General features: G+C 63.5%; 18 protein-coding genes. 9 read left to right on the forward strand and 9 right to left on the reverse strand.

The features are described from left to right. Both ACN0X6_RS10535 and ACN0X6_RS10540 read left to right on the forward strand, forming a co-directional pair. Positions 1-303 carry a hypothetical protein gene (locus ACN0X6_RS10535; RefSeq protein ID WP_417703739.1) on the forward strand — a complete coding sequence of 101 codons (303 nt, stop codon included), beginning with the start codon at positions 1-3 and terminating at the stop codon, positions 301-303. Positions 304-447: 144 nt separating this feature from the next. After that, entirely contained in the window at positions 448-1236 is a 789-nt protein-coding gene (locus tag ACN0X6_RS10540; RefSeq protein ID WP_417703741.1) for a hypothetical protein, read from the forward strand. Between the two features lie 110 nt (positions 1237-1346). On the opposite strand, the gene ACN0X6_RS10545 is transcribed toward ACN0X6_RS10540, so the two are convergent. After that, on the reverse strand, positions 1347-3479 hold the full coding sequence (locus ACN0X6_RS10545; RefSeq protein WP_417703742.1) for a TonB-dependent siderophore receptor: 2133 nt from the start codon (positions 3477-3479) through the stop codon (positions 1347-1349). A gap of 338 nt (positions 3480-3817) precedes the next feature. On the opposite strand from ACN0X6_RS10545, the gene ACN0X6_RS10550 reads away from it, so the two are divergent. The 4 genes from ACN0X6_RS10550 to yegQ all read left to right on the forward strand — a co-directional run bounded on the left by ACN0X6_RS10550 (position 3818) and on the right by yegQ (position 8009). After that, positions 3818-4078 (forward strand): DUF4212 domain-containing protein, encoded by a 261-nt coding sequence (locus ACN0X6_RS10550; RefSeq protein ID WP_160020000.1) that lies wholly within the window; start codon positions 3818-3820, stop codon positions 4076-4078. A 6-nt stretch (positions 4079-4084) separates the two neighbouring features. Continuing rightward, complete coding sequence (locus tag ACN0X6_RS10555) at positions 4085-5854, forward strand: sodium:solute symporter family protein (protein WP_417703744.1); 1770 nt, start codon at positions 4085-4087, stop codon at positions 5852-5854. 91 nt (positions 5855-5945) lie between these two features. Beyond that, a complete protein-coding gene (locus ACN0X6_RS10560; RefSeq protein ID WP_417703746.1) occupies positions 5946-6452 on the forward strand; it encodes a hypothetical protein in 507 nt (168 codons plus the stop codon). A 249-nt stretch (positions 6453-6701) separates the two neighbouring features. After that, complete coding sequence (gene yegQ, locus ACN0X6_RS10565) at positions 6702-8009, forward strand: tRNA 5-hydroxyuridine modification protein YegQ (protein WP_417703748.1); 1308 nt, start codon at positions 6702-6704, stop codon at positions 8007-8009. 479 nt (positions 8010-8488) lie between these two features. Here the strand turns inward: yegQ and ACN0X6_RS10570 are convergent, their stop codons facing one another. The 3 genes from ACN0X6_RS10570 to ACN0X6_RS10580 form a co-directional block, all read right to left on the reverse strand. Then, positions 8489-9190 (reverse strand): PolC-type DNA polymerase III, encoded by a 702-nt coding sequence (locus tag ACN0X6_RS10570; RefSeq protein ID WP_417703750.1) that lies wholly within the window; start codon positions 9188-9190, stop codon positions 8489-8491. Continuing rightward, positions 9187-11118, reverse strand: a complete 1932-nt coding sequence (locus ACN0X6_RS10575) for a putative nucleotidyltransferase substrate binding domain-containing protein (RefSeq protein ID WP_417703752.1) — start codon at positions 11116-11118, stop codon at positions 9187-9189. The genes ACN0X6_RS10570 and ACN0X6_RS10575 overlap by 4 nt, the downstream gene beginning before the upstream one ends. 309 nt (positions 11119-11427) lie before the next feature. Continuing rightward, the gene (locus ACN0X6_RS10580) at positions 11428-13605 is read right to left on the reverse strand and encodes a malate synthase G (protein WP_417703754.1); all 2178 of its coding nucleotides are present in this window, start codon (positions 13603-13605) and stop codon (positions 11428-11430) included. 302 nt (positions 13606-13907) lie between these two features. On the opposite strand from ACN0X6_RS10580, the gene ACN0X6_RS10585 reads away from it, so the two are divergent. After that, positions 13908-14357 carry a GNAT family N-acetyltransferase gene (locus ACN0X6_RS10585; RefSeq protein ID WP_417703756.1) on the forward strand — a complete coding sequence of 150 codons (450 nt, stop codon included), beginning with the start codon at positions 13908-13910 and terminating at the stop codon, positions 14355-14357. Positions 14358-14390: 33 nt separating this feature from the next. After that, entirely contained in the window at positions 14391-14909 is a 519-nt protein-coding gene (locus ACN0X6_RS10590) for a glycine cleavage system protein R (RefSeq protein WP_074855414.1), read from the forward strand. Between the two features lie 295 nt (positions 14910-15204). On the opposite strand, the gene rarD is transcribed toward ACN0X6_RS10590, so the two are convergent. The 5 genes from rarD to ACN0X6_RS10615 all read right to left on the reverse strand — a co-directional run bounded on the left by rarD (position 15205) and on the right by ACN0X6_RS10615 (position 19460). Then, a complete protein-coding gene (gene rarD, locus ACN0X6_RS10595) occupies positions 15205-16098 on the reverse strand; it encodes an EamA family transporter RarD (RefSeq protein WP_417703758.1) in 894 nt (297 codons plus the stop codon). A gap of 350 nt (positions 16099-16448) precedes the next feature. Beyond that, positions 16449-17423, reverse strand: coding sequence for a serine/threonine protein kinase (locus tag ACN0X6_RS10600; protein WP_417703760.1), 975 nt, complete (start codon positions 17421-17423; stop codon positions 16449-16451). Positions 17424-17556: 133 nt separating this feature from the next. Beyond that, entirely contained in the window at positions 17557-18321 is a 765-nt protein-coding gene (locus ACN0X6_RS10605; protein WP_417703762.1) for a TOBE domain-containing protein, read from the reverse strand. Between the two features lie 61 nt (positions 18322-18382). Beyond that, positions 18383-19123: a ComF family protein gene (locus ACN0X6_RS10610; protein WP_417703764.1), complete on the reverse strand. Its 741-nt coding sequence runs from the start codon at positions 19121-19123 to the stop codon at positions 18383-18385. A 43-nt stretch (positions 19124-19166) separates the two neighbouring features. Continuing rightward, positions 19167-19460 (reverse strand): hypothetical protein, encoded by a 294-nt coding sequence (locus ACN0X6_RS10615; RefSeq protein WP_192982711.1) that lies wholly within the window; start codon positions 19458-19460, stop codon positions 19167-19169. Positions 19461-19829: 369 nt separating this feature from the next. Here ACN0X6_RS10615 and bioB point away from each other — a divergent pair, with 369 nt between their 5' ends. After that, the gene (gene bioB / locus ACN0X6_RS10620; protein ID WP_417703767.1) at positions 19830-20888 is read left to right on the forward strand and encodes a biotin synthase BioB; all 1059 of its coding nucleotides are present in this window, start codon (positions 19830-19832) and stop codon (positions 20886-20888) included. Positions 20889-20985 lie beyond the last annotated feature (97 nt).

The following is a 20985-nucleotide window of genomic DNA, read 5'->3' on the forward strand; positions in this document are numbered from 1 at the left end:
ATGCGTCTTCTCATGCAGTTTTCCGCCTGCCTGGGCCTCGGCCTGGTGGTGGCGGTGATGATCCTCATCGGCCTGATGTTCTGCGGCTGGTTCAACCTGATCGATGGCCTGCTGCTGACCGGCAAACCACTCGCCAGCCTGAGCCTGATGGTGCTGCCAGAGAGCTTCTGGAGTGCTCTGACCGGCATACAGGACGCGGCGAACAACGGCACGCTGCGCTCCTTCCTGTCGCTGTGTGCGGCGCTGGGTCAGGTCGGCCTGCTGCTCGCGCTGGGCTTCATGCGCCTGTGGTACCGGGCATGAGTGGGCATGTCGGTTTGCGCGAGGAGGTGCGCGCCGGGCATCTGTTGGCGCTGCGTATCACCTGGTTGTTTCGCGATGCGCGTCATGGGCAGTGGGCGGGCAGCCGCGTAGACTCGCGCCGGGATGAAACGGAGGATCTCAAGGATGAAAGCACTGTTCGCGGGGGTATTGGCTGGTCTGCTGACGGCCGGCGTGGCGCTGGCCGATGACTGCTCGGCGCAACTGCCTGCCTGGCTGGAGCAGGCACACCCTGGCCAGGCCGGCGGGGTGTGGCTGGAAGATGAACGCGGCACCTATCGGGTGGATGCCGAACAGAGCATCTGCAAGGTCTGGCCGGCTCGGCCCGAGCTGACCCTGATTGCAGTGCCACTGGTGCGTGCAGAGCACGACAGTCATGGCGAGACGGATCTTGAAGTGCTGCTGCTCGATAGCGCCAGGCAGGATTTCGTGGCCCGCCTCGTGGAGCCCAATGGGCTGGACTGGGATGCGATCTACGTGACCCGGTTGGCCTTCGATACCGCGCCTTATCGCCTGCGCGGGGATGATCTGGCGTTTGGTCTGCGAATCTCGCGCGAGAACGGTTCGCGGGTGAATCCCTTCAGTGAAACGCAATTGCACCTGTATGAGTTTGAGGCACGCCGCCTTCGCCTGCTGCTGGGTGAGTTGCCGGTCGCGCTGTCATGGGGCGAGTGGGATACCAACTGCACGGGAGAATTCAGCGAAACCAAGGGGGTGGTCATCATTACCGAACGTATCGGTAACCATGGCTATCGCGACCTGCGGCTCAAGGACACCCGCGTCGAACGACGTATTGCCCTGGTCGATGGCCAATGCCAGACCGTCGAAGAGAGCACGCACCGCTACCAGTTGCCCATCGAGTACGACGAGGAGCGCTATCTGCTGCCGATCGAGCTGGCTTCCGACCCGCTCTGAAGGCACGCAGCCTGGATGCAATCCGGGAACAGTGCAACAGACCATCCCCGGATTGCATCCGGGCTACGACGAGGTGAGCCGGGTGAGCATCGTTCACCCGGTGTTCACCCTTACAGGCTGACCGAAATCCCCGCCTGCAGCGTGCGCGGCTCACCCGGATAACTCCAGACGTTCCAGGCGCGTTCTTCGTAGTGCTTGTCGAAGACGTTGTTCAGGTTGAGGTTCAGGCGCACGTTCTCGGTCAGCGGGTAGTAGGCCAGCAGGTCGACCAGGCCATAGCCGTTCATGTCGAAGGTGTTGTTGCTGGTCTGGCCCTGGCGCGCGCTGACGTATTTCAGGCCAACGCCCAGGCCCAGGCCGGCCAGGGCTCCGCTGTCGAACTCGTAGGTGTCGAGCAGGTTGAAGCTGTGCCGTGGCACGTTGGCCAGGCGCGTACCCACCGGCATGGTGGCGCTGGTGCTTTCGCTGACTTCGCCGTCGACATAGGCATAGCCGCCGATCACCCGCCACTGCGGAGTGATGTTGCCGGCCACATTGATATCGAAGCCACGGCTGCGCACTTCGCCGGCGGCGATACTGCGGGTGCTGTCGAGCGGGTCGCTGGTCAGCACGTTCTCTTTCACGATATGGAACAGCGCGGCGGTGAGACTCAGGTCGCGGTCGGCCATGTCGTACTTGATGCCGACTTCATAGGCGATGCCTTTTTCCGGGTCGAAGGCGTTGCCGAAGCGATCAGCGCCACGGTTGGGCTTGAACGAGCGCGAGGTGTTGGCGAATACCGCCAGCTCGTCGGTGAGATCGTAGATCAGGCCGAAGCGCGGGGTGACGGCGTTGTGCGCCTGATCCCAGTTGCCGCCAGCGTTGAGCTTGTTCACATAACTCTGCTCGAAGCGCTCGATGCGCGCCCCCACCTGGGCCTTGAGGCGTTCGGTCAGGGCGACCTGATCCTGCAGGTAGACAGCGTAGGACTCCAGCGTTTCGGCGTCATGCGTGGTGGTGCGGGTCAGCGCCGGCAGCGGCTGGCCGTGCACCGGGTTGTACAGGTCGATGGGGTAAGCGCCGCCGCCCGGCGAACGGATGATCAGCGAGTTGTAGTTGAACTTGTCGTACTCCACGCCCACCAGCAGGGTGTGGGCGAAGCCGGCGAGATCGAAGTTGCCTTCAGCGTTGGCCTGGGCGTTGACGTCGTTCCAGTTCAGCCAGCGCTCGTTGTAGTTGCGCCCGACGCTGCTGGCGCCTGCAGGCAAGCCGGTATAGGCGTTGCTGTTGTTCTCCACGGCGCCGCCGTAGATCTTGCCATCGAGGTACTGCACACCGCCGCGCAGGGTCCAGCTGTCATTGAGCAGATGCTCGATGCGCAGTTGCGTGCTGGCGTTCTCGTTGGTCAGCTTGCCGGCGGATTCCTCGCCGAGGAAGCGGTCACGCGGCAACTTGCCGTTCTGGTTGGAATAGCGGGTAACGCCACGGTCGAGGGGGTGGCGGTTGTGCAGGTAGTCGCCTTCGAGGGTGACGGCGGTGTCTTCGTTGAGCTGCCAGCGCAGTACCGGGGCGACGTTGTAGCGCTCGCTCTCGACATCATCGCGGAAGCTGTCGCCACCCTCGGCCACCAGGTTCAGGCGGTAGGTGAAGGCGGCTTGCTCATCCAGCGCACCGGTAGTGTCGAGGGTCCCGCGACGTAGGCCCTCGCTGTTGACCTGGCTACCGAGCATGGTGCGGCGCTCGGCCTGCGGCTGCTTGCTGACGATATTGAAGGTGCCGCCCGGATCGCTGCGGCCATAGAGCATGGCGGCCGGGCCGCGTAGCACTTCGATGCGCTCGATGGTGCTGGCGTCGGGCATGTTCGGGTAACCACGGTTGACGGCGAAACCGTTGCGGTAGAACTCCTGGCTGTTGAAGCCGCGAATCAGAAATTCGGTCAGACCCTGGCCGCCGAAGTTGTTGCCGCGCTCCACGCCGCCAGCGTAGTCCAGCGCATCTTCCAGGCGCACCGCGCCGATGTCCTGCACCACCTGCGCGGGGACGACGCTGATCGACTGTGGGATCTCGTGGATTGGCGTGTCGGTTCGGGTGGCACTGGCCGAGCGACTCGCACGGTAACCATCCACCGGGCCGTCGGCCCGCTCGCTTGGCGCGGTGATCTGCATTTCTTCAAGCGCCAATGGGGTGTCGTTGTCCGAGCTGGCGAGGGCGTTGTGACAGGCGAGGGCGGGAAGGGCGAGCAGCGGTACGACCAGGCGTCGCATGGTGTGAATCCTTGGGGCGGGAGTGGATGAGGGCCCGGGATTCTATTGCTTTGGATAATCATTATCAAATGAGTTTTAATCGCAAAAGCTCACTTGGAGATGCCATACCTCTTCTACGTTTTCGGCATTTGCAATAAATGCCGAAGCGTTGCGATGCGGCAAGCAGGTCATTGAAAAACGTCGGCGATGACTGCATGGATGCAAGCGGTAGAGCGACGCAGGAGGCCAATGCAGAGGTGGTTTTCAACAGCCTGCTAATACCAATGTCTATCTGTCGGTCGGTGCTGGCCTGCTGCTAGCTTGAAGCTGCATCAGAATAACAATAACCGGAGGCGTCTATGACTTCTGAACAAACAAATGCTGCGGCCTATTGGAAGGCCAATGTGCGGCTCATCACCTGGAGCCTGGTTATCTGGGCGCTGGTTTCCTACGGATTCGCCATGATTCTGCGCCCGATGGTCGCGGGAATCTCGGTTGGCGGTTCCGACCTCGGATTCTGGTTCGCACAGCAAGGCTCCATCCTCTTCTTCATCGGGCTCATTTTTCACTACGCGTGGAGACTGAACAAACTCGATAAAGAATATGGCGTCGAGGAGTAAGTGGTCATGAGCCAATTCGTCATCAACATGTTGTTCGTAGGTGCGTCCTTCGCGCTCTACATCGGCATCGCCATCTGGGCGCGTGCCGGCTCCACCAAAGAGTTCTACGTCGCGGGCGGTGGTGTGCATCCGGTCACCAACGGCATGGCGACAGCCGCTGACTGGATGTCCGCTGCATCCTTCATTTCCATGGCGGGCCTGATTGCCGCCGGCGGTTATGCCAACTCCACCTTCCTCATGGGCTGGACCGGCGGCTACGTGCTGCTGGCGATGCTACTGGCGCCCTACCTGCGCAAGTTCGGCAAGTTCACCGTACCGGACTTCATCGGTGATCGCTTCTACAGTCGTGGCGCGCGCCTGACTGCAGTGATCTGCCTGGTGATCATCTCCGTGACTTACGTGATCGGTCAGATGGCCGGTGCCGGCGTTGCATTCTCGCGCTTCCTCGAAGTGAGCAACTCCACCGGTATCTGGATCGCAGCGGCCGTGGTGTTCGCCTACGCCGTATTCGGCGGCATGAAGGGCATCACCTACACCCAGGTCGCTCAGTACGTGGTACTGATCGTGGCCTACACCATCCCGGCTATCTTCATCTCCCTGCAACTGACCGGTAACCCGATCCCGCCGCTGGGCCTGTTCGGTGACCATGTCGAGTCCGGCCTGCCACTGCTGCAGAAACTCGATGAAGTGGTGCGTGACCTGGGCTTCGCTGCCTATACCGCCGATGTCGACAACAAGCTGAACATGGTGCTGTTCACCATGTCGCTGATGATCGGTACTGCCGGTCTGCCGCACGTGATCATCCGTTTCTTCACTGTACCGAAGGTTTCCGATGCACGCTGGTCGGCTGGCTGGACTCTGATCTTCATCGCCATGCTCTACCTGACTGCTCCGGCCGTGGCCTCGATGGCGCGTCTGAACCTGGTGACCACCATCTATCCGCAAGGCGCCTCGGCCCCGGCGCTGTCCTATGACGAGCGTCCGCAGTGGGTCAAGAACTGGGAACAGACCGGCCTGATCAAGTGGGAAGACAAGAACGGCGATGGCCGCATCCAGATGTACAACGATGCTACTCCGGCCTTTACCCCGACCGCTCAGGAGCGTGGCTGGAACGGTAACGAGCTGACCGTGAACAACGACATCCTGGTTCTGGCCAACCCGGAGATCGCCAACCTGCCTGCATGGGTCGTTGGTCTGATCGCGGCGGGCGCCATCGCGGCGGCACTGTCGACGGCTGCGGGATTGTTGCTGGCGATTTCTTCGGCGATCAGTCATGACCTGATCAAGACCCTGATCAACCCGAAGATCAGCGAGAAGAACGAGATGATGGCGGCGCGGATATCGATGGCGTGCGCGATTCTGCTGGCGACCTATCTGGGCTTGAATCCACCCGGGTTCGCCGCGCAGGTGGTGGCGTTGGCCTTCGGTATCGCTGCGGCGACCCTGTTCCCGGTGCTGATGATGGGGATCTTCTCCAAGCGCATGAACGACAAGGGTGCGATCTGCGGTATGGTCGCCGGCCTGGTGATCACCCTGCTGTACATCTTCACCTACCTGGGCTGGTTCTTCATTCCGGAGACCAACATGCTGCCCAATACCCCGGACCAGTGGTTCATGGGTATCTCCCCGGCTTCCTTCGGTACCGTCGGCGCCCTGATCAACTTCGCCGTGGCCTACGGTGTATCGATGGTCACCGCCGAGCCGCCGCAGGAAATCCAGGACCTGGTGGAAAGCGTACGTACCCCCAAAGGTGCTGGTGCCGCGCTGAGCCACTGAGCATAATCCTGGCCTGACGCCATCTGTCGATGGTCCAGGGTCTGACAGACGGGCCTCCACTGGAGGCCCGTCTTTTTTCGGGAACAACCATATGTTGTGGACTTTGCTTGCCATCGTGGTCGCGGGGCTCGGCGCTGCCGGTATCGCTCTGCTGCTGCGCAAACTGACGCGTAACAAACTGCCGAAGTGGATCGTGCCGCTGTTCGGTGGTCTGGGGATGCTGGGTTATCAGGTGTTCTACGAGTACTCCTGGTTCGAGCATCAACAGGCGCGTCAGCCCAGGGAGTCGGTCGTGGTCGCGACCGAAGCGGGCCACGTGTTCTGGCGCCCGTGGAGCTACTTCGTACCTATGGTCACCGCCTTCACCGTACTCGACAGCAAGAGCGTCGTGCGCGAGCAGGTGGCGGACGCGCAAGTGGCCGAGTTCATGCTCTATCGCTTCGAGAAGCAACACATCGATCACGTTTCGCACCGCGCCCATCTGCTCAACTGCGCAACCGGCGAGTTGTTGCCGCTGGACGAGAAGAAACAGCCTCAGCTGGCACAGCTCAAGCGAATCGACAAGGATGACGCGCTGTATCGTCAGGTGTGTCGCTAGCGCGCCATTCTTGCGTCGCGGCAGCGGTGCGCACGGCGCACCCTACCCGAAAGCGCAGCATCGGTGCACGCGACCTGGGCGACCACCCCCTATTTGCCGATGCCTTTCACTGTAGGGTGCGCGTGCGCACCGGCCCTTCACCGATGGTGCCAGACTGGGCCGCTTTTCCGCGTCCGATAGACCCAGATCAATATCCACGCCTGTTGCCTGCATAGAATCGCCAGCCCCTGATTTTTCGAGCGTGCGGTCATGCCCCGTCTTCCCGAACTGTTGTCGCCAGCCGGCACCCTGAAGAACATGCGCTACGCCTTCGCCTACGGCGCCGATGCGGTGTACGCCGGGCAGCCGCGTTACAGCCTGCGCGTACGCAACAACGAGTTCGACCACGCCAACCTGGCCCTCGGCATCGATGAGGCGCACGCCCAGGGCAAGCAGTTCTACGTGGTGGTCAACATCGCCCCGCACAACGCCAAGCTGAAGACCTTCCTCAAGGACCTGGCGCCGGTGATCGAGATGGCGCCGGATGCGCTGATCATGTCCGACCCGGGTTTGATCATGCTGGTACGCCAGCACTTCCCGCAGATGCCGATTCACCTCTCGGTGCAGGCCAATGCGGTGAACTGGGCCAGTGTCGAGTTCTGGCGCCAGCAGGGGCTGACGCGGGTGATCCTGTCGCGTGAGCTGTCGTTGGAAGAGATCGAGGAGATCCGTAGGCAGGTGCCGGGCATGGAGCTGGAGGTGTTCGTCCATGGCGCGCTGTGCATGGCCTATTCCGGGCGCTGCCTGCTGTCGGGCTACATCAATCGCCGCGATCCCAACCAGGGCACCTGCACCAATGCCTGTCGCTGGCAGTACCAGGCCACACCTGCGGCCGAGAACGAGCTAGGCGAGATCGTCCGTGTGGTCGACCCGACTCTCGGTCAGGGCGCACCGACGACCCAGGCTTTCGTGCTGGAAGAGGCCGGTCGTCCAGGCGAGGAGATGGCCGCCTTCGAAGACGAGCACGGCACCTACATCATGAACTCCAAGGACCTGCGCGCGGTGCAGCACGTCGAGCGGCTGGTGCGCATGGGCGTGCATTCAGTGAAGATCGAAGGGCGCACCAAGAGCCACTTCTACGTGGCACGCACCGCCCAGGTCTATCGCCGCGCCATTGACGATGCGCTGGCTGGCAGGCCTTTCGATCCGAGCCTGCTTGGGCATCTGGAGTCATTGGCGCATCGCGGTTACACCGAGGGCTTCCTGCGCCGCCACGTACATGACGAATACCAGAACTACGCGCGCGGCAGCTCGCTTGCGGAGCGTCAGCAGTTCGTCGGTGAGCTGACCGGCGAGCGCCGTGGCGAACTGGTCGAGGTCAGGGTGAAGAATCGCTTCGCTGTGGGTGACGGGCTGGAGCTGATGACGCCGCAGGGCAATCTGCGCTTCACCCTGGAGCAGTTGCAGAACGCTCAGGGGCAGGCGCTGTCAGTGGCACCGGGCGATGGCCACGTGCTGTATCTGCCGCTGCCGGCAGATGTGCAATTGGAGTACGGACTGCTGATGCGGGATCTTTAGGCTTTTCGTCGGGTGGATGACGCTTCCCCCATCCACCAGGAGGGACGGTGCCGAAGTGTCGGTGCGCGCGGCGCACCCTACGTGGACGCCAATCCGTAGGGTGCGCCGTGCGCACCTGGGGTTGGTGAACTGCTTTGCTGCAGGAGAGATCAGGGCCAAGGATGCATTGCGATTGCGCCGTGGTGCACGGTGGTCACATGGTGTGCCGGCTGGCCAGTATTGCCGGACTGCCCATGGTGGATGAAAGAGCGCCATCCACCCTACGTGCCGAGACGCGGCCTGTAGGCTTTTCGTAGGGTGGATGACGCTTCACCCATCCACCAGGAGGGACAGTGCCGAAAGTGTTGGTGTGCGCGGCGCACCCTACGTGGGTGCCAATCCGCAGGGTGCGCCGTGCGCACCTGGGGCTGGTGAACTGTTTTGCTGCAGAAGAGATCAGGGCCGAGGAAACGTTGCGATTGCGCCGTGGTGCATGGTGGTCACATGGCGTGCTGGCGCCGCCGCTGGCTGGCCAGTTGGCGCTCCAGTTCGCAGAGGCTGTCGATGCCCTGCCGGCGCGCCTTGCTGAACAGCATCAGGGCCAGCTCGGCGGTGACCAGGGCGTCGGCGCTGGCGTTGTGACGCTGGTGCACCTGCAGGCCGAATTCGGCGACCCACTCATCGAGCCCGCTCTGGCGAATGCGCGATTGCGGGCACAGCAGCGGAGCGATTTCGGCGACGTCGAAGAAGCTGTGCTGCAGGCGATAGCCCAGGCTCTGGCGCAGTGCGCGGCCCAGCATGCGCTGGTCGAACTCGGCATGAAACGCCAACAGCGGACTGCTGCCGACGAACTCCATGAAATCCAGCAGGGCCTCGGCCGGTTCCACGCCACGGGCCACTTCGCTGGGGGCGATGCCGTGGATCAGGGTGCTGGCGCTGGCCTGGTGATCGGCGCGGTGCAGCGTGCATTCGAACTGCTCGGCGAAGTCGATGGCACCGTTGTCGATCACCACCGCGCCGATGGCCAGCACCTGATCGCGGCGCATGTTCAGGCCGGTGGTTTCCAGATCGAGCACGACGAAGCGCTGCTGGTGCAGCGGGCGTTCGTCGAACGGCGCCGGCGCACTCAGCGCATCGCGGCGTTGCAACTGCTGCTGGGTCAGGGCCGGACCACGGCCGGTGAACCAGGTGAACTTGCTCATAGCTGATACCTCATGGCCAGGCTGCTCTGCAAGCGCTGCGCCTGGCGGAACGACTCGCGCAGAATACGCCGGTCCAGGTGGTTGAGGTGGTCGGGGTCGACCCGATTGGAGTAGGGCAGCTCGTCGCGCGCCTGCAGCTGATGCTGCTGCATGCGCGTCTGCTGAATGAAGTGATAGGCCTCTTCATAGGCGGCGCCGTCCAGGGCCTCGATCACGCCCTTGCTGATCAGCGCGCGCAGGCGCTCCAGGGTGCCGACCGCACTGATGCCGTTGGCCAACGCGAGCAAACGGGCACCGTCGACGAAGGGCGTCAGGCCCTGCACCTTGAGGTCGAGGGTGTCTTTGTCGGCGCCCGAACGGGCCACCACGAAGTCGCGGAAACGTCCAACCGGCGGGCGGTGGCGCAGGGCATTCTCGGCCAGCATCTTCTGGAACAGGCTGTTGCTGGCGACGCGGCGGAGCAACGCTTCACGCAGCTGTTCGCAGCCTTCGCTCGGGCCCCAGATGGTGCGCAGGTCGAAGTAGATCGACGAGCCCAGCAGATTCTCCGGCGTGGCTTCGAGGACGAAGCCGGCGAAGCGCCGCGACCACTCCTCGCGCGACAGGCACAGTTCGGGGTTGCCGGCCATGATGTTGCCTTTGCACAGGGTGAAGCCGCACTGCGCCAGGCGCTGATTGATCTCGCGCGCGATCGGCAGCAGGCGCTCACGAATGGCAGCGGCCTCGCTGGCACTCTCGGCCTCGAAGAGAATGCCGTTGTCCTGGTCGGTGTGCAGGGTCTGCTCGCGACGACCTTCGCTGCCGAAACATAGCCAGGTGAAGGGGATGCCCGGATCGCCCATGTCCTCGAGAGTCAGCTCGATCACCCGGCATACGGTGTGGTCGTTGAGCAGCGTGACGATATGGGTGATCTGCGTCGAGCTGGCGCCGTGGGCGAGCATGCGGTCGACCAGCAGGCGGATGTCGCTGCGCAGCCCGGCCAGGGTCTCGACCTTGCCGGCATGGCGGATGGTGCGCGCCAGGTGCACCAGGTCGACACGCTGCAGGCTGAACAGATCGCGCTCGGAAATCACCCCGCACAGCTTTTCGTGCTCCACCAGGCAGACATGGGCGATATGCCGCTCGGTCATGGCGATAGCGGCGTCGAAGGCGCTGGCATCAGGCGCCAGGTGAAAAGGGTTGGGCGTCATCAGGTTGTCGATGGGCTGGGCCAGGTCGACACCATCGGCCACCACCCTGCGCAGGTCACGCAGGGTGAAAATACCCAGCGGTTTGTCGGCCGGGTCGAGCACCACGATGCTGCCCACATGCTGCTCGTGCATCATGCGCACGGCATCACGCAGTGGCGTGTCAGGGGCGCAGCCGATGGGTTGGCGCATGGCCAGTTCGCCCAGGCGGGTATCCAGCGAATACTGTGCGCCGAGGGTTTCCACCGCGCGCAACTGCACCTGCTGGTTGACCTGATCGAGCAGACTGCTGACCCCGCGCAGGGCGAAATCGCGCAGCGGGTTGGAGACGGCGAAGAGTTTGACGAAGGCGAGCTTGGACAGTAGCAGGCAGAAGGTATCTTCGGCGGCCAGGTGCTCAGTGCGCGTGGCGCGCTCGCCGATCAGCGCAGCCAGCGGGAAGCACTCGCCGGCGGTGATCTCGAAGGTGGTTTCCGTGCCGCGCCGGGCGCTGTGCGGGCGCTCGCCATGCACACGGCCCTGCTTGACGATGTAGAAGTGCTCGACCGGGCCATCGCTCGGTTTGATGATCGAATCGCCCTCGGCATAGAAGCGCAGCTGGCAGTGCTCGACCAGAAACGCCAGGTGGGCGGTGTCCATCTGGTTGAAGGGCGGAAACTTCTGCAGGAACTCCATGGTGCCGTGGATGTTCTGCAGCACCGCTGTCTTGCCCGCATCGGCCATCGCGTCGGCCTTGCTCATGGGCGTGCGCCTCGCAGTTTCGGGATGTTGTCAGTGTGGTCCTGGCTGGCCGGCTTGCCCATTGCACCTAAGTAGGGGGAGAGGAGGCGTGGTCCGGATGCAATCCGGGGCCGGCATCCGCGGATTGCATCCGGGCTCTACAGGGCTGTGGGAGGGGCTTTAGCCGCGACGTTGTACACCAAAGTCGCCGCTAAAGCCCCTCCCACAAGGCGGCGCCGCAACCAATAAAAAACCGCCCTCGCAGGCGGTTTTTTATTGGCTCGTAGGTGCAGCTTTCGCGGATAAATCCGCTCCTACAGGATGCGCGACTTAAAGGCCGTTCTTGGCCTTGAACTCGCGACGACGGCGATGCAGCACCGGCTCGGTGTAGCCGTTGGGCTGCTTGGTGCCCTCGACTACCAATTCCAGCGCGGCCTGGAAGGCGACGTTGTTGTCGAAGTCCGGGGCCATCGGGCGATACAGCGGGTCATTGGCGTTCTGACGATCCACCACCGGCGCCATGCGCTTGAGGCTTTCCACTACCTGCGCTTCGCTGACGATGCCGTGGCGCAGCCAGTTGGCCAGCAGCTGGCTGGAGATGCGCAGGGTGGCGCGGTCTTCCATCAGGCCGACGTCGTTGATGTCCGGCACCTTGGAGCAGCCGACGCCCTGGTCGATCCAGCGCACCACGTAACCGAGGATGCCTTGCGCGTTGTTGTCCAGCTCGTTGCGGATTTCCTCGTCGCTCCAGTTGGTGTCCTTGGCCAGCGGAATGGTCAGGATGTCGTCGACCGAAGCCGGGGCGCGCTTGGCCAGTTCGGCCTGACGGGCGAACACGTCGACTTTGTGGTAATGCAGCGCGTGCAGGGCGGCGGCGGTCGGCGAGGGGACCCAGGCGGTGTTGGCGCCGGATAGCGGGTGCGCGACTTTCTGCTCGAGCATGGCAGCCATCAGGTCCGGCATGGCCCACATGCCCTTGCCGATCTGCGCACGGCCTTGCAGGCCGGTCGCCAGGCCGACGTCGACGTTGTTGTTCTCGTAGGCAGCGATCCAGGCTTCGCTCTTCATGGCGGCCTTGCGCACCACGGCGCCGGCCTCCATGGAGGTGTGGATCTCGTCACCGGTGCGGTCGAGGAAGCCGGTGTTGATGAACACTACACGCTCGCTGGCGGCCTTGATGCACGCCTTGAGGTTGACGGTGGTGCGGCGCTCTTCGTCCATGATGCCGACTTTCAGGGTGTTGCGGGCCAGGCCCAGCACATCCTCGACGCGGGCGAAGATCTCGCTGGTGAAGGCGACTTCTTCCGGGCCGTGCATCTTCGGTTTGACGATGTACACGCTGCCGGTGCGGGTGTTCTTGCGGCTGGTGTTGCCGATCAGGTTGTGCACCGCGATCAGGCTGGTGAACAGCGCGTCCTGGATGCCCTCCGGGATCTCGTTGCCTTCGGCGTCGAGGATGGCCGTGTTGGTCATCAGGTGGCCGACGTTACGCACGAACAGCAGCGAACGGCCATGCAGGGTCAGCTCGGAACCGTCCGGCCGGGTGTAGACGCGGTCCGGATTCATGGTGCGGGTGAAGGTCTTGCCGCCTTTGGACACGTCCTCGGCCAGGTCGCCTTTCATCAGGCCCAGCCAGTTCTTGTAGACCACCACCTTGTCATCGGCATCGACGGCGGCGACGGAGTCTTCGCAGTCCATGATGGTGGTCAGCGCGGCTTCCATCAGCACGTCCTTGACGCCGGCGGCGTCGGTGCTGCCGATCGGGCTGGAGGCATCGATCTGGATCTCGAAGTGCAGGCCGTTGTGCTTGAGCAGCACGGCGATCGGCGCGCTGGCCTCGCCCTGGAAACCGACCAGTTGCGCGTCGTCACGCAGGCCGCTGTTGCTGCCGCCCTTGAGGGCGACGACCAGCTTGCCGTCGACGATGGCGTAGCCGGTGGAGTCGACGTGCGAGCCGGCAGCCAGCGGCGCGGCCTCGTCGAGGAAGGCGCGGGCGAAGGCGATGACCTTGTCGCCGCGGACCTTGTTGTAGCCCTTGCCTTTCTCGGCGCCACCTTCTTCGCTGATCACGTCGGTGCCGTACAGCGCGTCGTACAGCGAGCCCCAGCGGGCGTTGGAGGCGTTCAGGGCGAAGCGCGCGTTCATCACCGGCACCACCAGCTGTGGGCCGGCCAGGCGGGCGATTTCTTCGTCGACGTTGGTGGTGGTGGCGTGGAAGTCTTCCGGCTCCGGCAGCAGATAGCCGATTTCCTGGAGGAAGGCCTTGTAAGCAGCGGCGTCATGGGCCTGACCCTTGCGCGCCTGGTGCCAGGCATCGATCTGCGCCTGCAGTTCGTCGCGCTTGGCCAGCAGGGCACGGTTCTTCGGCGCCAGGTCCTTGATGACCGCAGCGGCACCGGCCCAGAACTGGTCGGCAGCGATGCCGGTACCGGGAATGGCTTCGTTGTTCACGAAGTCGTACAGGGCTTTGGCGACCTGCAGGCCGCCGACTTGAACGCGTTCAGTCATCACTTGCCTCACTCTCTCTGAGCTCTACTCAATAGCCGCTTTGGCGACGGGTTTCCGTCTTGTAGTCCAAAGCGCGGCATACTACATCAAGATCCTGGGGAAATGCAGCGGGGTGGCGTCAGTCTGCGACCAAAAGGCTGTTTGCGGTCACGATCAATACGCTATGTGTGCAAAAAAGTGCGCTATTGTTCCATAAAATATGCAAAAACGTACACGATTAATTGAAGGGGCTACTGACAACGGCGCCAATATGGCCTACGCCTCTTCGCCTACACTGCTTTTCGAGCATCCTGGAGCCCGCCATGACGGTATCTGCAGCTGTTATTGCCGACCTTGCCGACCTGACCCGTCTGTTCGCTGGCTACCTGCGCTTCTATCAAGTACCGCGCGACGAGGCGCAGATCGCCGCCTTCCTTGGCCTGCGCCTGCAACTGGGGGATTCGCAGCTGTTCATCGCCCGGAGCGAGCAGGGCGCCGCGCAGGGGTTCGTGCAGCTTTATCCCTTTCATTCTTCGTTGGCACTGGAACCGGCCTGGTTGCTCAGCGATCTGTATGTCGATGACAGCGCGCGCCGCTCAGGCGTTGGCGAGGCGCTGATGAATGCCGCTCGCGCGCATGCCGAGACGACCGGCGCCTGCGGTCTGCAACTGGAGACGGCGAAGACCAACCTGGCCGGTCAGCGCCTTTACGAGCGGCTTGGCTATGTGCGTGACGAGCAGTTCTTCACCTACTGGTTGTCGCTACGCGGCTGACCTTCCCAATCCTGTGAACGAGTGAGGTAGTACATGGACCATCTGGTACTGACGGTGATCGCCGAGGACCAACCGGGTCTGGTCGAGCGTCTGGCCGGCTGCGTGGCGAATCATGGTGGCAACTGGCTGGAGAGCCGTATGGCACGCATGGCCGGGCAGTTCGCCGGGATCGTGCGGGTGGATGTGCCGGCCGAGGCCCACGGCGGCCTGATCAAGGAGCTCGAAGCCCTCAGTGCACAGGGCATTCGTGTGCAACTGGCGGCCAGTGGCAGCGAGCCCGGCGGACGCTTCACCGCAATTCGCCTGGAGCTGGTGGGCAACGACCGGCCCGGTATCGTCCGCGATATCACCCGTGTGCTGGCCGAGCAGGGCGTCAACCTGGAGAGCCTGCTGACCGAGGTGGCGCCAGCGCCGATGAGCGGCGAACTGTTGTTCACCGCCGAAGCGCTGCTGGCCGTGCCGGAGACGCTGGCGCTGGAGCAATTGCAGGCACGCCTGGAAACCCTGGCCGATGATCTGATGGTGGAGCTGAATCTGCGCGCCGAGGACTGATATCCACGCATTGCGTGGATCAGCCTGTGGATAAACTGGGGAGCCCCGGCGCACTGCCTAGTGCCCCGGAGCTTTTCCATGTCTGAGCAAAAAATCAGCAGGATCAATGGCTTGTGCACAAATGCCGGGGATGGATCTGTGGATAAGCCGGGGGTGACAGGCGCGGCGCCAGGGGTGACGCGGCCTGGCGGTGGATGGGTGTTTTTTGTTCAGTGAAAGAGAAGCCGGTGCGCGCAGCGCACCCTACGAGGATGCTCCGCGCGGAATCGTAGGGTGCGCCGTGCGCACCGCCGGGTTAAGCGTTCGAGCGCTTGCGCAGGTTCAGCCAGATATCCAGGCTGTATACAAAAAGTCCGGCCCAGATGCAGGCGAACGCCAGCAGGGTGCTCGGCGAGAAGTGCTCATCGAACAGCAGGATGGCCTGCAGCAGCACCAGGGTCGGTGCCAGATATTGCAGGAAGCCCAGCGTGGTGTAGGGCAGATGCCGCGCCGCGGCATTGAAGCATACCAGCGGCACCAGGGTGATGGGGCCGGCCGCCGCCAACCAGAGCGCCTCGCTGCTGGTCCAGAAGCTCGCCTGGCTGCTCATTGCTGCCGGATGCAGCGCCAGCCAGGCCAGCGCCACCGGCACCAGTAGCCAGGTTTCCACCACCAGCCCGGGCAGTGCCGCCACAGGTGCCTGTTTGCGGATCAATCCATAGAAACCGAAGGTCAGCGCCAGCACCAGCGATACCCAGGGCAGGCTGCCGACCTGCCATAGCTGCTGCAGCACGCCCAGCGCGGCCAAGGCGACGGCCAGCCACTGCAGGCGACGCAGGCGCTCGCCGAGAATCAGCAGACCGAGCAACACGTTGATCAGCGGGTTGATGTAGTAGCCCAGACTGGCCTCGATCATGCGGTCGTTGTTCACCGCCCACACGTACACCAGCCAGTTGGTCGCGATCAGCAGGCCACAGCCAGCCAGCACTGCCAGGCGTTTGGGATTGTCGCGCAGCTCGCGCCACCAGCCAGGGTGCTTCCAGACGAGCAGCAGCAGGCCGCCGAACAGCGCGGACCAGAGCACGCGGTGCACGATGATCTCCATCGCCGGCACGCTTTGCAGGGCTTTGAAGTAGAGCGGGAACAGGCCCCAGATGATGTAGGCGGTGAGACCCAGAATGTACCCGCGTTGCGGGTTGGCGGTGGCCATCGAGAATCCTTGGTTAGGCAGCTAACGGTTGCCGCGAAATTCTAGCGCTCTGGCCTCTGCCTTGTCTGTTCGTTCAGTTTTTTCCGCATGCCGAGATGTCGGTAAAGTCGTAAGGCAAACTTTACGCGGCGTGTGCAACTGTATTGGTCATACGGGGGTGGCGCGGTCGCTGGTAACCCTTATGCAATCCGGAGCCCTGGGATGGAACCGAAAGCATCGCGGCTGAAGCCGCTCCTACGGGGCCGGTGAACACCTGTAGGAGCGGCTGTGCGGCATTCCGCTTCAGCCGCGAAAGCTTCAGTGCGTAGCCCGGATGCAATCCGGGAACTGCGGTCCCGGATGTCATCGGCTCAGAACAGTCGCAGTGGCTCTTCATCCAGTGCGGCCATCTGTTCGCGCAGAGAGAGAATCTGGTCGCCCCAGTAGCGTTCGCCGGCGAACCAGGGAAAGGCCAGGGGGAAGGCCGGGTCGTCCCAGCGCCGCGCGATCCAGGCGCTGTGATGCATCAGGCGCAGGGCGCGCAGGCCTTCGATCAGCGGCAGCTCGCGGGCGGCAAAATCATGGAACTCCTGATAACCGTCGACCAGTTCGGCCAACTGGCCAAGGCGCTCATGACGCTCGCCGGCCAGCATCATCCACAGATCCTGCACGGCCGGGCCCATGCGGCAGTCGTCGAGGTCGACGACATGGAAGGCGTCATCGCGGTGTAGCAGGTTGCCGGGGTGGCAGTCGCCATGCAGGCGAATCGGCGTGTAACGCACACGGGAGAACAGTTCATCGAGGCGGGCGAGCAGGTCGCGCGCTACCGACTCGTACGCGGGCAGCAGGCTGCGCGGCACGAACCCGCCGTCGAGCAGGGAGGCCAGGGCTGCATGGCCGAAGTTGTCCACCGCCAGGGTTTCGCGGTGAGCGAACGGGCGGCTGGCGCCGATGGCGTGCATGCGTCCGAGCAACTGGCCGAGGCGATACAGTTGTTCGAGATTACCCGGCTCCGGTGCGCGGCCGCCGCGACGGGGAAACAGGGCGAAGCGGAAGCCGCCGTGTTCGAACAGCGTCTCGCCATCGCGCGTGAGTGGCGCCACCACAGGGACCTCATGCTCGGCCAGCTCGGCGCTGAAACTGTGCTCCTCGCGGATCGCCGCATCGCTCCAGCGATCCGGGCGATAGAACTTGGCGATCAGCGGCGTTTCGCCCTCTATGCCGACCTGATAGACGCGGTTCTCGTAGCTGTTGAGTGCCAATACGCGGGCGTCGCTGAGGTAGCCGAGGCTCTCCACGGCATCGAGTACCAGATCCGGGGTGAGGGTGGAAAAAGGATGGCTCATGAGCGGCTCCGCGTGAGTGGGCGCCCAGTCTACCGGCTTGCGCTAAACGTAGGGCGGGTGTAACCCGCCGTTGGCATCATTAGCCGTAGGGCGGGCAACCCGCCGCTGAAGTGACTGGCGGGTTGCACCCGCCCTACAGTTGTGTCCCGAGCAGCACCTGGCTGGCAGCGAACTGCGCGCGCACCGGATCGCCGACGCGCAGGCCCAGCTCGGCCAGCCGAGCGGATTCGATCAGGGCGCACAGGGTCTGGCCGCCGGGCAGACTGATGCGCACGTCGCTGGGGCCGTCGTTGGCCGGCAGAATCTGTTCGATGCGGCCTTCGAGTGCGTTGTGCTGTTCGGCACGAGGAGCCTGTAGTGGCTGCAACTCCAGCCATCCGGCCTTGATCAGGGCGACCACGCTGCTGCCTTCGCTCAGTTGCAGGTTTTCCGTGCTGTCATGGGTGATCTGCGCCTGCAGGTGGCCGCCGCCTGGCAGTTCGATATCGATCAGGTCGTTGTGCCCGTGGGCGTGAATCGCGCGCACGCGGCCGGTCAGCTGGTTGCGCGCACTGGTGCGCAGCATCAGGCGGCCGAGCAGCTCCAGGTCGGCATCGTCACCGGCGGCCTGCAACAGTTGCGTCTGCAATACCTGCAGGCGTTGCTGCAGTGCCAGCAGGCGCTCGCCAGCGGGCGTCAGGCGCGCACCGCCGCCGCCCTTGCCGCCGACGCTGCGGCTGACCAGGGGCTGCTCGGACAGGTTGTTCAGCTCGTCGATGGCGTCCCAGGCCGCCTTGTAGCTCAGCCCGGCGGCCTTGGCGGCGCGGGTGATGGAGCCTTGTGCGGCGATCTGCTCGAGCAGGGCCAGGCGTTTCGGGCGGCGGCTGAGCAATTGGGCGATGGAATCGAGCTGCGACATGGTTCAGGCGTGGCCAGGGAGGATGTCGGGCACGGTGCGTGACTGCGCCAGGCGCGTCAAGTCAGCCATCGCCCGGCCGTGGCGTGCGTGCCAGGCAATACACATCGACGCGCAGGGCGCCGGCGCGACGCAGCAGGTGGGCGAGCACGCCTGCCGTGGCGCCGGTGGTGAGTACGTCGTCGACCAGCGCCAGATGAGCGCCGGCAACCTTGGCTTGCCGGGCCAGATCGAAGGCCAGGCGCAGATTGCGCTTGCGCGTCGCGGCGTCCAGCCCTTGCTGTGCGGGCGTGTCGACGCGGCGCTGGAGCCAGTCATGCTGCACCGGCAGATCCAGGCTGGCACCCAGCCAGTCGGCGAGCATCTGTGCCTGATTGAAGCCGCGTCGACGCTGGCGCTTGCGGGCCAGCGGCACCGGCAGCAGCGCCAGGGGGCGGGGCAGACCTTCATCGAAGGCGTGGCGCAGGTGTTCGGCCAGCAGCTCGGCGAGCAGGCGACCCTGTGGCCATTGCGCCTGGTGCTTGAAGCGGGTGATCAGGTTGTCGACGGGAAAGGCATAGCGCCAGGGCGCTTCCACGCGGGTGAAACTCGGTGGTTTCGATTGGCAGGCGCCGCAGATCAGGTCATGAGCCGACAATGGCACCGCACAGATCTGGCAATGGGCCCCGAGCCAGGGCAACTCGGATTCGCAAGCCGTGCAGATGTTGTGCGTGGGGTGGTCGGTGGCTTCGTCGCAGAGCTGGCAATGGCGCTGTTGGCGTAGCCAGGCAAGGCGTTGCAGAGCGGTGAGATCAAACGGAGGCATGGCGGCTCGTCCTTGAGCAGTGGTGCCTGGAGTTTAGTCAGCGTCAGCGAATGAGCCAGCCCATCACGACCAGACCGAGAAACAGCCAGATCACCCCGCCGATGATAGAGCCGCGCAACAGCGAACGAGCGCCGCTGAACAAAAGCAGCAGGCCGATGATCAGCAGGATGATGCTGAAGATCGACACGTCCATGCCAATGGCCCTGGCCAGGCCATGGAGAAAGTCGTCGATGGCATCGGCCATGGCGCCCAGCACGCCGGACAGCATGTCGACGATGAAACGGATGGCGCGACCCAGCGCTTCGCCGAGCCCTTCGAAAAAACCTTCTACTTGCATGCAGAACATCCTGTTGGAGGGGTAACAGGCTGTTGAAAAACTACCTGCGCTGCCATTGCTGCGCTAAAAACAGGCTAAAAATGCTCATTTACAGCTCGTAAAGTCGACCGCGACTCCGACCGTTTTTCGCCTGTTTTTGTGGGGCCGCCATCGGTATTGCACTGGCTGCCTCGCCTACGTTTTTCAACGGCCTGGTAAGTATTTGGCCTTGTGCCATGACATAAGTTCTATTGGCCAATAAATGATCATATGTAAACCTGTGTCTTTGTTGCGGTTGACAGCATCCAATCGCCACTTATGATGGCCAAAGCCTGAATGCCCCGTGTGGGCCTGACAACAGATGCCACCAAGCGTCGAAGGACTTCTCAGATGAGCGCAACCGCTGCAATCACCACCCGCCACGACTGGAGCCTCGCCGAGGTTCGCGCGCTGTTCGAGCAGCCGTTCAATGATCTGTTGTTCCAGGCGCAGACCGTCCATCGCCAGCACTTCGATGCCAACCGCGTGCAGGTCTCGACATTGCTGTCGATCAAGACCGGCGCCTGCCCGGAAGACTGCAAGTACTGCCCGCAGTCCGGCCACTACAACACCGGCCTGGACAAGGAAAAACTGATGGAAGTGCAGAAGGTCCTGGAGGCGGCCGCCGAGGCCAAGGCCATCGGTTCCACGCGCTTCTGCATGGGCGCGGCCTGGAAACATCCATCCGCCAAGGACATGCCCTACGTGTTGGAGATGGTGAAGGGCGTGAAGAAGCTCGGCCTGGAAACCTGCATGACCCTCGGTCGCCTCGACCAGGAGCAGACCCAGGCGCTGGCCGAAGCGGGGCTGGACTACTACAACCACAACCTCGATACCTCGCCGGAGTTCTACGGCAGCATCATCACCACCCGCACCTACGGCGAGCGCCTGCAGACCCTGGCCTACGTGCGCGAAGCAGGGATGAAGATCTGTTCCGGCGGCATCCTCGGCATGGGCGAGTCGGTGGACGACCGCGCCGGGTTGCTGATTCAGCTGGCCAACCTGCCGGAGCACCCGGAAAGCGTGCCGATCAACATGCTGGTCAAGGTCAAGGGCACGCCGCTGGCCGAGGAGAAGGACGTCGACCCGTTCGACTTCATCCGTACCCTGGCCGTGGCGCGGATCATGATGCCCAGGTCCCACGTGCGCCTGTCCGCGGGCCGCGAAGCGATGAACGAGCAGATGCAGGCCCTGGCCTTCATGGCTGGCGCCAATTCGATCTTCTACGGCGAGAAGCTGCTGACCACCGCCAACCCGCAGGCGGACAAGGACATGGCCCTGTTCAAGCGCCTCGGCATCAAACCCGAAGAGCGCGAAGAGCATGCCGATGAGGTGCACCAGGCGGCCATCGAGCAGGCGCTGGTCGAGCAGCGCGACGCCAAGCTGTTCTACAACGCCGCTTCGGCCTGATATTTCCCAGGTGGATGGATGAAGCGTCATTCACCCTACGCAGCCCGAGGCCATGCGTAGGGTGGATAACCCGCTTGCGGTTATCCACCAATCTCCG

The organism is Pseudomonas sp. (assembly GCF_048269965.1).
GTDB lineage: Bacteria > Pseudomonadota > Gammaproteobacteria > Pseudomonadales > Pseudomonadaceae > Aquipseudomonas.